This window comes from Methanobacteriaceae archaeon (assembly GCA_030656015.1).
Taxonomy (GTDB): domain Archaea; phylum Methanobacteriota; class Methanobacteria; order Methanobacteriales; family Methanobacteriaceae; genus UBA349.
Genome location: JAUSNX010000004.1, coordinates 198395 through 210829 on the forward strand (window position 1 = coordinate 198395; position 12435 = coordinate 210829).

13 protein-coding genes and 1 tRNA gene are annotated in these 12435 nt (G+C 32.4%); 4 read left to right on the forward strand and 10 right to left on the reverse strand.

What is annotated here, in order from left to right:
- Window positions 1-274 precede the first annotated feature (274 nt).
- Together Q7I96_04145 and pheT are read left to right on the forward strand one after the other, a co-directional pair.
- Window positions 275-652: a hypothetical protein gene (locus Q7I96_04145; GenBank protein ID MDO9626804.1), complete on the forward strand. Its 378-nt coding sequence runs from the start codon at window positions 275-277 to the stop codon at window positions 650-652.
- Between the two features lie 169 nt (window positions 653-821).
- The gene (pheT, locus tag Q7I96_04150) at window positions 822-2483 is read left to right on the forward strand and encodes a phenylalanine--tRNA ligase subunit beta (protein ID MDO9626805.1); all 1662 of its coding nucleotides are present in this window, start codon (window positions 822-824) and stop codon (window positions 2481-2483) included.
- Between the two features lie 88 nt (window positions 2484-2571).
- On the opposite strand, the gene Q7I96_04155 is transcribed toward pheT, so the two are convergent.
- Window positions 2572-2982: a secondary thiamine-phosphate synthase enzyme YjbQ gene (locus Q7I96_04155; GenBank protein ID MDO9626806.1), complete on the reverse strand. Its 411-nt coding sequence runs from the start codon at window positions 2980-2982 to the stop codon at window positions 2572-2574.
- A 208-nt stretch (window positions 2983-3190) separates the two neighbouring features.
- On the opposite strand from Q7I96_04155, the gene Q7I96_04160 reads away from it, so the two are divergent.
- Window positions 3191-3904, forward strand: a complete 714-nt coding sequence (locus tag Q7I96_04160) for a head GIN domain-containing protein (GenBank protein ID MDO9626807.1) — start codon at window positions 3191-3193, stop codon at window positions 3902-3904.
- 199 nt (window positions 3905-4103) lie between these two features.
- Here Q7I96_04160 and mch read toward each other — a convergent pair whose 3' ends face one another.
- The 8 genes from mch to Q7I96_04200 form a co-directional block, all read right to left on the reverse strand.
- Window positions 4104-5066, reverse strand: coding sequence for a methenyltetrahydromethanopterin cyclohydrolase (gene mch / locus Q7I96_04165; GenBank protein ID MDO9626808.1), 963 nt, complete (start codon window positions 5064-5066; stop codon window positions 4104-4106).
- Window positions 5067-5234: 168 nt separating this feature from the next.
- Window positions 5235-5915 (reverse strand): thymidylate synthase, encoded by a 681-nt coding sequence (locus tag Q7I96_04170; GenBank protein ID MDO9626809.1) that lies wholly within the window; start codon window positions 5913-5915, stop codon window positions 5235-5237.
- Window positions 5916-6063: 148 nt separating this feature from the next.
- Window positions 6064-7023, reverse strand: a complete 960-nt coding sequence (locus tag Q7I96_04175; GenBank protein ID MDO9626810.1) for a methionine synthase — start codon at window positions 7021-7023, stop codon at window positions 6064-6066.
- A gap of 149 nt (window positions 7024-7172) precedes the next feature.
- The gene (locus Q7I96_04180; protein MDO9626811.1) at window positions 7173-8105 is read right to left on the reverse strand and encodes an MBL fold metallo-hydrolase; all 933 of its coding nucleotides are present in this window, start codon (window positions 8103-8105) and stop codon (window positions 7173-7175) included.
- 111 nt (window positions 8106-8216) lie between these two features.
- A complete protein-coding gene (locus Q7I96_04185; GenBank protein ID MDO9626812.1) occupies window positions 8217-8525 on the reverse strand; it encodes a DUF1894 domain-containing protein in 309 nt (102 codons plus the stop codon).
- A 2-nt stretch (window positions 8526-8527) separates the two neighbouring features.
- Complete coding sequence (locus Q7I96_04190) at window positions 8528-8989, reverse strand: DUF1890 domain-containing protein (GenBank protein ID MDO9626813.1); 462 nt, start codon at window positions 8987-8989, stop codon at window positions 8528-8530.
- Window positions 8990-9039: 50 nt separating this feature from the next.
- Window positions 9040-10119, reverse strand: a complete 1080-nt coding sequence (locus Q7I96_04195; GenBank protein MDO9626814.1) for a hypothetical protein — start codon at window positions 10117-10119, stop codon at window positions 9040-9042.
- Window positions 10120-10434: 315 nt separating this feature from the next.
- Window positions 10435-10938 (reverse strand): GNAT family N-acetyltransferase, encoded by a 504-nt coding sequence (locus Q7I96_04200; GenBank protein ID MDO9626815.1) that lies wholly within the window; start codon window positions 10936-10938, stop codon window positions 10435-10437.
- A gap of 111 nt (window positions 10939-11049) precedes the next feature.
- Here Q7I96_04200 and Q7I96_04205 point away from each other — a divergent pair.
- Window positions 11050-11122, forward strand: a tRNA-Ala gene (locus tag Q7I96_04205).
- 151 nt (window positions 11123-11273) lie between these two features.
- Here the strand turns inward: Q7I96_04205 and Q7I96_04210 are convergent.
- Window positions 11274-12305 (reverse strand): DUF354 domain-containing protein, encoded by a 1032-nt coding sequence (locus Q7I96_04210; GenBank protein ID MDO9626816.1) that lies wholly within the window; start codon window positions 12303-12305, stop codon window positions 11274-11276.
- Between the last annotated feature and the right edge of the window lie 130 nt (window positions 12306-12435).

Sequence of the window (12435 nt, forward strand, 5' to 3'; positions counted from 1 at the left end):
AAAATATGAAAAAGTTTTACTTAATAGTCAATTCAAAAGAAACTATTTAGTAATCAGGAAAATTTCGAAATATAGCATAAATAAAGGATTAAGCAAATTTTATTATAAAAATTAATTATCTATTAGAAATAACTAATAGTAAACCTTAAAAATAACTTAAAGTAACTACCAAATGAAGATGAATAATATAAATTCAATAACAACTTAAATTAATATATTCTAAAAAATATTGTTTAAAACAGTCAGTTTGTTAAATCCTAATGGTGAAAAAATAATGGAATTATTATGGTTTTATATAGCAGTTGTCCTGGCCATCAGTGATGAAATCCACAGCCGCGTATTTTGGAAAATTTTCTTTGATTTTTACGTTCTTTTCGCTGGAATTATACGGAAAACTGTCTCATCCAATATTCGGATGTGGCTAGTTCATGAAAGTATGGAGGCCTTTTTCCATTTTATTGTGCTTTCAGTAGTATTTTTCATTCCCCTAGGGTTATTATCCTTTCAAATAGGAATATTAGGGGCTTCAATCCACATGGTAGTTGATATTTACCATGAATTGGTGGGAACCGATTATGGCTGGCTTTACCACCGTGCATTGCACTTCACTATAGAGTCCCTATTCTTTATAATGATATTATCGGGAATGTAAGAAGAATAAATATTATAATTTAAATTCTAATTTAAGGACTAATTATTAATGAATTAAATAAAATATTATTTTTAAATTAGAATTAACTAGATAAATTAGAATTAATTGAAATTCACAATTCAATAAAATGATTCATAATATTGTTAGATAATCTATTAGGAGAAATTAAATGCCAGTTATAACATTTGATTATAAAGATTTAGAAGAATTAGGCATTGAAATAAGCAAAGAAAAACTTATTGACATATTACCCATGATGGGAAGTGATATTGAAGACTTTGATGATGAAAGCATTAAAGTAGAATTCTTTCCCAACCGACCAGACCAATTATCTGTAGAAGGAGTGGCTCGAAGCTTAAAGGGATTTTTAGGCATAGAAAAAGGAATGCCCATTTACCCAGTAAAAGATTCTGGCCTGGAAGTTTTTGTAGATGAGAAAATAACTAATATTCGCCCATATATCAGTTTTGCCCTCATAAAAAACATCAAAATGGATGAAAAAAAGTTAAAACAAATCATGGAATTCCAGGAAGATCTTCACTGGGTAATTGGTAGAGATAGGAAAAAAGTAGCCATTGGAATCCATAATTTAGATGTTATAGAAGGCCCATTTTATTATAATGCCATGAAAGGTAATGAAATCTGTTTCACACCCCTGGAGTCCATATCAGAAATGACACCATTAGAAGTGATTCAGGAACATCCCAAAGGTGTGAAATACGCCCATTTAATGGAAAAATTCGAGGCATATCCCATTATTATGGATAAATATAACAATGTCCTGTCCATGCCACCTATAATTAATGGTGAGCTTACTAAACTAACCGAAGAGACAGTAAACGTTCTGGTTGATGTGACTGGTACTGATCAAAAGGCAGTGGACTATGCCCTAAACATTATCTGTGCTTCCTTTGGAGAAGTTGGTGGAGAAATAGAATCACTGCAAATAGTCTATCCAGATCGAACCGTGATTACCCCCGATTTTAAACCTAAAACCAAGACTTTAAGTGTAGCCAAAACATGTCAATACAGTGGCCTGGACCTGGATGCTGAACAAATTAAAGATCTAATTGCTAAAGCCAGAATGGACGCTGAAATAATTTCAGAAGACGAACTAAAAGTTACTATTCCGGTTTACCGGGTTGATATCCTCCATGAAGCAGATTTAATTGAAAATGTGGCAGTGGAATATTGTTTCAATAATATTGAATCATATTTACCTGATATTGCCACCATAGCTAATGAAAATAAGTGGTACACCTCAGACAATCTCTTAAGGGAAGTTATGGTGGGCCTGGGCTTCCAGGAAATTATGAGCTTAATGTTGACCAGTGAAGAAAAACATTACCATAATTTGAGGTTGGAAGAGGACGAAAGGGTGGAAGTTTCACAACCTATTTCCCAGGACCGAACCATGATTCGTAAAAGTCTTTTAAATGGATTAATGGAGTTTTTAGAAGATAATAAGCACGAAGAACTGCCACAGAAAATATTTGAAATTGGTGATGTTATCTATATTGATGAAGGAGCTGAAACCTGCACCAAAGTCAGTAAAAAAATAGCTGGGGCCATAATTCATTCCCATGCTAATTTCACAGAAATAAAATCTACCGTGGCCTCATTTTTAGAAAATACTGGCTACACTTTAAATATAGAACCCTTTGACCACCCTTCTTTTATAAATGGCCGCTGTGCTAAAGTGAATAGTGGGCAGATTGATGGAAAAAATAGTATTGAAGGTTTCTTTGGAGAAATACACCCAGAAGTCATAACCAATTTCAATATGGAATATCCAATTGTGGCCTTTGAGTTGGAATTAATTGGAAAATAGATATTCATTGAGTGATTATCTATAATTAATTTATTTTTATTTATTTTTTTAAAATTGAAAAGAATTGAACAATAAATCATTTAATATATTACTGGCCCATGATTGTAATTTTAACTTTTCTGTTTCTGGGACCATCCAATTCCACAAAAAAGATACTTTGCCAGATACCTAAATCTAGCTGGCCATTATTCAATGGTATGGGCTGACTGCCACCCAGTAAAAATGATCGAAGATGGGCCGCCGCATTATTATCGATTGTATTGTGGCCATAAGTTTCATTTTCAGGTACGATTTTTATTAAAAGATTTTCAAAGTCTTTAATTAGCCTAGGCTCATTTTCATTAATGACAATGGCCGAAGTGGAATGTCTGGTGAATATATTGAGCAATCCATTTTTCATTCCAAATGAATTAACAATTTCAGCAATTTTAGAACTTATATCTATTATCTCCAGCCTTTTAGAAGTTTCAATATTAATTTCATCAGTGATAATTTTCATCAAATACCCCTATTTTAGATTTAATTATTATTTCTAAAGTTGATTATTTTCTGATAAATTTTTTCTAATTAATTTATTTTTAATTTTTAATCAATAACTCTTTTGTATTCTGGGGGATATTCCTATGCCCACACTATCACGTCTAAAAATTTAATTGTTATTACTTGAATAAATATATGTAAATAAATCCAAAAAGGGGAGGGATTATTTGAAAAAATATCTGTTTTTGATTTTTATTTTAGGAGTAGTAGTTGCGGCATCAGGTTGTATTGGGGGAACCGGATCTGGAAATGTGATTAATGAAACACCAAAAGTAAGTGGATTTAATCAAGTTGCACTTGATGGTATCGGCACACTAATAATAACCCAGGGAAACACAGAATCATTGACTTTAGAAGCAGAAGACAATGTAATTCCACATATAAAAACCACGGTTAAAGATAATAGGCTTCAAATTTCTTATGACAATGCAGGTACCCCCACACCAACAAACCCCGTGAAATTACACTTAACTGTTAAAAATATAAGTTCTATAGATATCTCCGGGGCTGGAAAATTAAATGCTAATAATCTAAGCACTGATAACTTAAATTTATTTGTGAATGGAGCAGCAGAGGGCAATTTAACAAATATTAATATGAATACATTAGTTTTAACTATTTCTGGCGCTGGGAAACTTAGTGCAAGTGGAAACGTAGATACACAGACCATAACTATCAATGGGGCCGGTGAATTTAATGCTCCATCTTTATTAAGTCAAAGTACAACAATTACTATAAATGGAGCAGGAAAAGGGACTGTTAATGCTAATAAAACGTTAAATGCTATAATAAACGGGGCCGGGCAAGTAAATTTCTTTGGAAATCCTCAGATAACCAAACAAATCAATGGTGTAGGTAAAATAAATCATTTGGTGCATTAAAAAATGGTAAAACTATTAAATAAAATTCTTTTTTTATTTCTTTTTATTTTAAACTAAATTAATTTAAAATATTTTATCTTTTATTTTTAAAAAAAAATTTATACAAAATCAGAAAAATTAAAAATAAGCTAATAAAAAGAATAAAAATTAAAATAAACTAATTTTAAAGTTTATTTTAAATTATTAACTATCTATCAAATTATAATCCAAAGGACTTCTTTAGAAGATCTACATTAACAGATCCGGCCCTAAATAGTTCTCCAGTCCGCAAGTCGTTAATAACAACTTCAGCAGGGGCAAACATGCCTTTGTCTATTTTGTAGAAATCGTATTCCGCTTCTTTGAATATGTCATAGAATGGCTTTCCATATCCTTCAGATGCAGAAGATGGTAATTGTTCAGCTAATGCTTTAATATCATCGCCTTCTTCAGATTCAATGTAGTAGTAAGTTCTTCCACCGAATAAAACAGCATCATTTGTTTTTCCCATAGCTTTAAGGCCATCCGGGTCAACTGGAGCAATAGGAGCAATACCTGCAGCGAATTTCACTTTAGTGACATCAAAGTGAAGTGCTTCCAACATTTTGTAGGTACCGTTTTCTACAACTCTTCCTGCAATTTGGATGGAACCAACCAGGGAAGAAGTAGGGGCTACCAGGACAAAGACGTTTTCTGAGGATATGCCACAATCTTCAGCAATTTTATCAGTGACATCAGTTCCAGGAAGCTTGTCAGCTTCTAAAGTTAAAATACCTATATCTGCATCGTCTTCATATCCAATTTCTTTATAAGTTTCCGCTGGTTTTTTAGCTAAAGCACGAGCAGGTCCAGAACCTAAGGCAAAGAAGTCTCCTACACTTACAGACCATCCAGCTTTTTGTGCTCCTAAAGTGGAAATAGCCGGAGAATTGGTTTTAATTTTAACAGATGGTAAGGCAAAGCTTTCTGATAAGTCTCCAGGAATAGATATTCCTACTTCGGCCAGGCCTCCAAGACATACCTTGGTGTATAATTCTCCTGCCTTTAAACTACCAGCTACGTTCACTCCACAGTCAATTACAGTAGAACCATTGTCCAATTTTTCTACTTTAATATTAAGCGAGTCAGCTTTTGCAATCATTTCATCTACGGTTTTTTTTGCTTCTAAGTTAACACTAACCATCTAAATTCACCTCAATAAGAATTTTGAATAAACATTATTTTATCATCATGATTTTAGGAATTTTAATCTTAATTAGTTTACTATTTGATTTTATTAAAATTAATTTTTTTAAAACTAGAAAATGAAGAATAAAGTTTAAAATTTATTTAGATAATTTAATTTGCACACTCAATAATTATAGGCCTCACTGAAGTTAACCTCATAGATATGGGCACTAATGGAATGAATAGTAACCGAACCTAAGTCCAGGCCCACTTCTCCGGCCACATACTGGGCCAGATAGGTTAAACCAACGGCATTAGGGAACCAAGCCCCATAAATATCATGGGATCTCCATAAAGCAGTGGTTTGAAGTTTATTATCTCGGATTTTAAAGTCTACTAGAATCATGCATGGTACTTCATCGCTTTTAGTATCCATATTAGGGTCCCAGGTAACTGAAATGGCCCTTCTTGATTCTTGACAATTTTTTAAGCGTTCTATTGCTTCTTGAATTTGATCAACATCATTGAAATGTGCTCTTAGACGATTTCCATAGGTATATATAAATCCCTGAAGGTCAGCACTAATAAACTGTTCAGAATAAGTTTCTAACTTTTCTCCTCTCCAGAAATAGCCTTCAGGAACCCTTATATCTTTTATACCTGCTAATTTATCGGTTAAATTATTAAGATAAAAATTATTGGATTGAGATTTACCTAATGGATTTTTAATGGAAACCATGACATTTAAAAGTTCTTTGGTGAGAGAGCCTCGCTCATCCCTAATTTCAGCTCCTTCTTTCATAATTTTCTTGACCAACTTTTCCCAGCCCTCTACAATCTCTGAAACTTCAATCAAAACAGCCATTTATTTGCCTCCACTAATATATCATCCGCGATTATTTTTATAAATGATACTAAAGAAAAAATTTTACTTACAAAAATTAATTATAAATCCAATATTAAAATTTAAGTCAATACAAATACTTTTTTAATCTAAATACTGTTTAATCCAATTAAGATAATGATTTAGTAGCTTCAACCATGTTTTTCAACTTGTAAAAGGCTGATTCGTATGGCAGCATCCTCATTCCACAGTCCGGATCCACTAACATATTTTCCTGACCAATAATATCCATCCCCATCTTAATCAATTTTTTGATTTCATCCACGGTTTCTATGGATTCTTTTTTAGTATCTACACTTCCAAATCCAATTTTTTTCCCGTGAAAACTAGTTTGACTTTCTAAAAGCTGGACATTACGAGCAATTCCTGCAAATTCACAGTCAATAATATCCACTTTAAATTTCAAAATTTTATCAAAAACCTGTTCCAAGTCCCCACAAACATGCATCGCAACAGGAACTTTTAAATCTCTAGAGATTATTTCTATCGCCTTGCGAGCAGTGGCAACATTCACCATTCCTGTGGAAATAAAGGGTTCATCTAACTGAATAATTGATGCTCCTGCATCTTCCAGATATTTAGCTTCTTTTTTAAGGGCCTGGGCCATGTCCAAAACGGCTTTATCTTTTTTATCATTGCTATAAAATCCATCCAGACGCGAAGAATAAACCATGGTCGTAGGGCCAGTTATTATTCCTTTAACTCCTTTTTGGGCCAAATCTTTTTCAGAAAGGTCCATTTCACCCAATGTATTTTCCATGATTTTAATGGCCAATTTCAGATCTTCTGCACCAATAGATTTCAATGGTGGGCTAATTTTATTCTTTATTTTGCAGTTATTGTCCTCTATAACCATTCCGGGGATGGACCTGGCAAAAATTTCAATCATGTCCCCTCTTACCTGGCCATCAGAAACTAAATCCACACCAGCTTTTATCTGATGGGACACTGCTAGAGCTATGGCTGATTTATATGGGTCATAGCTTCCTATGAAATTTGATAATTTTTCTCCCACTGATTGGGGAGGTTGAGGGGGTGCAGGGTAACTTCCCACTACTGTAGTTAGCATGATTGGTCTCTAAATAATAATTAAATATAGTATAATTAAATAGGATATAAAATTTTTTTATATTAAATATGAGTTGGAGGATATATAAAAAAAATGTTATTTCTAATTTAAATTCTTATTGTATATATGATAAAAATAAGAAAATTAAATTATTCAAAAATGTAAGTAGTTCCCACAGTATTTAAAATAACTTGATCTGGCATTTCTGCTTTGAATTGATTAATAGCATCCCATCCAGTGCAGTGCATAGGCACCACATAATCTGGATTTATCCTTTTCATCTCATCAATAGTGGGTTGAATTATTGATTCAAATAACGGCCCAGTTAGATGGAAACCACCTAAAACAGCATGAACTTTATCATTTTGGGCAATTTTTTGAGAATATTTTACAGTATTGATAATTCCTGCATGGGCACAACCACTAATAACAATCAAACCTTTGTTTTTGAGATTTATGACAATTCCCTGATCATCATTAATGGGATCTACTATCCATTCACCGTCAATTTTGGCCTCAGCCCATGGAAAACCTTTTTCAAATGAAGTTTTCCTTTCCACTTGGCCAGTAACCATTACTAAATCAGAAGCAATCCAAGTTGGGCCCTCAGATTTAACAATTACAGCTCCCGCTTCTTTTAAAGATTCTTCTTCAAGTTTAGGCCTATCCACCGGGCCCACATCAGGGTTATTTAAACGGCGTTGCAGAAAAGCATCTGGATGGATAATAAGTGGGGTGCCATTAAATTGATTCATGAACTCAAAAATTCCCCCAGTATGATCAAAGTGTCCATGACTTAAAACAGTTACATCAATTTTTTCTAAATCAATATTTAATATCTTTGCATTGTGTAATAATGATTTAGATGATATTCCAAAATCCATGAGTATGATATGTTCCTCACAACCTTCAAAAACTTTTATGACACAAGCCAGACCGTGTTCCGCCATGAATATATCTTCTGTGGAAAAGGTCGGTCTCTGGCATATTTTAGAATTTTGACCTAAAAGCATATCAACATAATTATCAATCAGAACTGTGATTTCTACTCGATCTGCTGGCCTTAGTTTTGATTCAATCATTAAATGCCTCCATTTTAATTAATAAATAAAAAAAAATATTTAAAAAATTATTAAGTGATTTATTCTTATAATTTAAAATTAATAAAAATCAAAGAAATAGATTAAAAAATCCTATTTCTTAATAGAAACTGCTCTTATCTTATCAATCTCTTCCACCTCAACCGGCAATTCCACCACTGCAGTACCATAACATGGTTTAGTATACGGCATCATGACTGTTCCTTTCTCATCATCAACACCAATGGGAATAGGTGGTAGGCCAATAATACGAGCACCAAGTATTTTTTCACCAGGATTGATATAAACAATGCTTTTGGCCTTTTCTTCTATAAGTTTAGCACAGTCCTTGAATCCTGATTGTTTAACTAAAATATCATAATCATCAGATTGTTGAAGATAAGTTTCCAGGCAAAATGACATTTTTAATCCTCCAAGCTCTTAATAGCCTTATCCAGTTTGACTCGGATAGGTGTTGGATTGTGATAAGCCCTCGCAGAAACTATCTGGGCCTCGGTATTTTCAGCAACCTGTTTTTCAAAGTTTTCCAACAAAGCAGCATCTTTTTCAAAGATTAATGCCATGGATTTGGTTTTTAAAATATGATAAAAAGTTACAAAATAGGCAACTGCAGCATCCTTGTGGACAAAGCCTAAGAGAAGGTCGAAATCCCCTTCATTTAAGTTTTCAATACAGGATTCAATATCAGTTTTATTTTGAACATAAACCTCTTCTGGATCTGAAACGTCTAGCAGCCTCATTGCAGAAGGGTTACTAACCACTGTAACATCATATCCTGCTTTTTTAAGCTTATAAGATGCATAAAGTGCCATGGGGGTTTGAGCCGGTGATTCTGGGCAGCCCAGAAGTATAAGTGCCTTTTTCATGATTTTCTCTCCAATACTTAATGATGCAATAATCCGCAATATTATATTTTTTAATCCCTTTTTACAGTAATAATATGACCAACAATTAATGCACTGAGAAATATAAATGTTAATAAAGCCATTCCATTAACCGTACGATTCATAATAAATAAACCAACTAGTGCCTGTGCTATAAAAGCAGTTAATGATCCAATAAGAAGGGCTTCTCTTCCCAAAAATCTGCGACTACCATTTTCTCTTTTTTCCCTATAGGTGGCTAGCATCTTAAATCCAATTATAATTACACCAATGCACCAAAGTAAAAGGAAGAACAAGGTAAGATAACCAAAGTCATAACCCCATCCGAATATGCCTGGCAGCATGTAATCTATTGCATCCTTTTTGTTAACCAGTAATCCATAAAAGACAGGAAACGGTAGGCCAAAACTAGTGATTAAATTTATTGGTAAAGTAATATAACCATCAGCAAACCCTAAGCTAGAAGCTCCCCAGTAAGCAGAAGTCGGAATATGACCCAGAAGAGCAGTATTATGAACAACCATGCCCAGTCCCGTGTCTGAGTTTTGTTCAATTCTTGAAATTCTAAGCAAAGGACTCAAAACTGGCATTGAAAGAATTTTAGAAAATATTTCTAGGGCCCCGAAAGCAGCAATAATCATACCTATGAAAGCAACTGCCTTTTTAATAGATAAAACAGATTGTTGGCGGAAGGATTTGGAAATAATATAAAACCCGATTATTAGTCCGATTATCCACAAAATTAAAAATGATCTGTGAACTAATCCACCAAATACTGTTAGAGCTATGAGAATCATGTAAATAAATAATTTAAGCCTTCCCACACCAATTCCAGCTTCTCTCATCATAGGTAACGCAACTAGGGCAGTTACTATAGCTAGCAAGGCCAGAGGCCCGAATGGATGAGAAAATTCGCTCTGACCAAAACTCACAAAAAGGAATATGGCATCAATTCCAAATAAAACCGAAAGCGCAGTCCCTAAAAACAGTGCAAATAACAGTACTGCACTTAAAGAAATCGGAGCTAGATTTAAAAAGAATATAACTCCCAAATAAAGTATTAAGCCAAATTCTATGATTAGTTGAAGATGATTTTGAGCTATTAAAGCCAATTTATGCCTCCATGAAATTAATAATTGTTCCAGATTGTAAATTTATAATATTTATATAATTACAAATGATTTGAATAATTTTTTCTAAATTTTTGAAATATTTTATGAATTACAGATTATTATGTGATATTAATTGAATATTATAACTGATATTAAACATCGATTTAAGATTTACTTATACTTAATAATATAAAAACTATTTCACAAATTTAAAAATTCTATTGAAAATACATGAGTTGAAGCAATGAACCAACATAAAATAATTTTTATAACTTAACCTTAAAAATTAATCTTAAAAAATCCCATATCCTGAAATTATTCAATATCCTTTACAAAAACAATCATATGTTCTCCAAAGCCATCATAATCCTTAAATAAATTTAAATTTACAAATTTAACTATTTTAGAATCTGGAACTTCCGTATTAAACCCTAATTTTTTATAGAAAGATATTGCTTTTTGATTAATGGGTTTGGTAATTAAATAAACTTTTTTACATCCCATTTGAGATACAACATCGAGGAAATTTTGAATTAAATTAAAAGCCGTACCTTCACCCCTATGTTTTGGGTCAACACACAGAAGATGAATATAACATTCAGAACGATTTGATTGAGAAATAAAACCAATTAAAACCCCAATCATTATCACCTTATTATTTTGAACCTTTTCAGCGATAAAAACTGTATTTTGAAAAAATTTAGTGAAAATATGATAAATAGAAATTCTTTCAGATACCATAGGCCTACAATTATTGGCTATTTGAAATATAGCCTTGAAATCATCCTCTTTTGCGGTTCTTATTCTAATATTATCCATCAAAACACCAAAATTTGGCCTTACAAATCAAATTAAACAAATAAATATATAAAGATGAAAAGCATTAACTTTAAATATAAAGAAATCTAAGTTCATATGTTAATGCACAGTGGGGTGGTAGCTCAGATGGTAGAGCGTCGCCTTGGCATGGCGGAGGCCCCGGGTTCAAATCCCGGCCACTCCATTACTATTTTTATAATATTCTTAACATAACCTTTTAAAAAGACTTATAATAAGATCATAGTGCTACTTTTAAAATCATTGCTTTTTAAACTAATTTAAAATATTTACTTTTAATAAAAATATATTAAAATTATTAAAAATAAGAACTTAAATCATCTATTTTTTCCAGCAACATCATATACGTTGTCAATAATCAGTTCAAAAAGATCATCAACCACTAATTGCTTAGAATTATCTTTATTAAGCATTAATTTCAAGGCCATATCCACAATTTCATCCAAATTATTGGATCGGAACATACGATTTTGATCTATATAAAACTGGTCCACCGAAAGTGTTTTACCAGGATAGCAGGATATAACAGGAGTGCCAACAATAGCTGCTTCCCGATTCATTGTTCCACCAGCCCCAATTATTAAGTCACATTTTTTAATCAAACTAAATGTGTCCACTGGCGGTTTGATGATTGTCACATTTTCATAATCACAAAATATTTCTTCTTGCTCTTTAAACCGAGGAATTACTAAAATATTGGCATGTTCTTCTAAAATATCTACTACTGGAGATAAAACAGATTTTTTACAGTCTGCATCAAGATAAGAAGCTAGTGAGGGTTCCGGCCTCATCAAAATAGTTTTTTCCTTTTTCAAGTTTAATTCCAGATCTTCAAATATATTTTCATTATACTCAAAGTTTTTAAAATGAATAATTTCTGAAGTTCCTTTGTAACTAATTATTTTATTTGGATCAGCACCTACTCTCAAAAGAGTCCACATGTCAATTGCTTGAGGCATTATAATCCTATTGCAAAGAGGCAAAGTTAATTTATTAGCAGCCAGTGCGTGTTCATTATCCAAAACATACACACTAGGAATATTCAATCCAAAAGTAACTCTGGGAAGTTCTATAGAATGTTTAGAAATAGCAACATCTGGTTTTTCTTTTATAATTAGCTTAGAAAGCTCATGAGCCCGTAATGTACTTTCTTCAAGTTTTTGACCCAGTGTAACTCCGTGTTTACCAATAGAAATAAATTCAAACCCGAACAAATCCATTAATTTATGAATGTCCCCAAATTTACGGCCCGTGACTATGACTTCGTCACCCTGGTCCTGAAAATATTCAATTATATTTTTAAAAAATCGCACATGAGGAGCATTGGTTAAATCTATCCAGATTTTCACTTAAATCACCAAACTGAAGTTAAATTTGAGAACTTGTCTTTTTAATAAAATATGTTTTAATTTGATAATAAACCTATTTTAACATAGTTTTATAAATAAAATATTTAAATAAAAATATTAATTATAAATA

Bases quoted from the DNA above. Each gene is read 5' to 3' on its own strand.
- Q7I96_04145 (MDO9626804.1), top strand. From the start codon at position 275: ATGGAATTATTATGGTTTTATATAGCAGTTGTCCTGGCCATCAGTGAT.
- pheT (MDO9626805.1), top strand. From the start codon at position 822: ATGCCAGTTATAACATTTGATTATAAAGATTTAGAAGAATTAGGCATT.
- Q7I96_04155 (MDO9626806.1), bottom strand. From the start codon at position 2,982: ATGAAAATTATCACTGATGAAATTAATATTGAAACTTCTAAAAGGCTG.
- mch (MDO9626808.1), bottom strand. From the start codon at position 5,066: ATGGTTAGTGTTAACTTAGAAGCAAAAAAAACCGTAGATGAAATGATT.
- Q7I96_04170 (MDO9626809.1), bottom strand. From the start codon at position 5,915: ATGGCTGTTTTGATTGAAGTTTCAGAGATTGTAGAGGGCTGGGAAAAG.
- Q7I96_04175 (MDO9626810.1), bottom strand. From the start codon at position 7,023: ATGCTAACTACAGTAGTGGGAAGTTACCCTGCACCCCCTCAACCTCCC.
- Q7I96_04180 (MDO9626811.1), bottom strand. From the start codon at position 8,105: ATGATTGAATCAAAACTAAGGCCAGCAGATCGAGTAGAAATCACAGTT.
- Q7I96_04185 (MDO9626812.1), bottom strand. From the start codon at position 8,525: ATGTCATTTTGCCTGGAAACTTATCTTCAACAATCTGATGATTATGAT.
- Q7I96_04190 (MDO9626813.1), bottom strand. From the start codon at position 8,989: ATGAAAAAGGCACTTATACTTCTGGGCTGCCCAGAATCACCGGCTCAA.
- Q7I96_04200 (MDO9626815.1), bottom strand. From the start codon at position 10,938: ATGGATAATATTAGAATAAGAACCGCAAAAGAGGATGATTTCAAGGCT.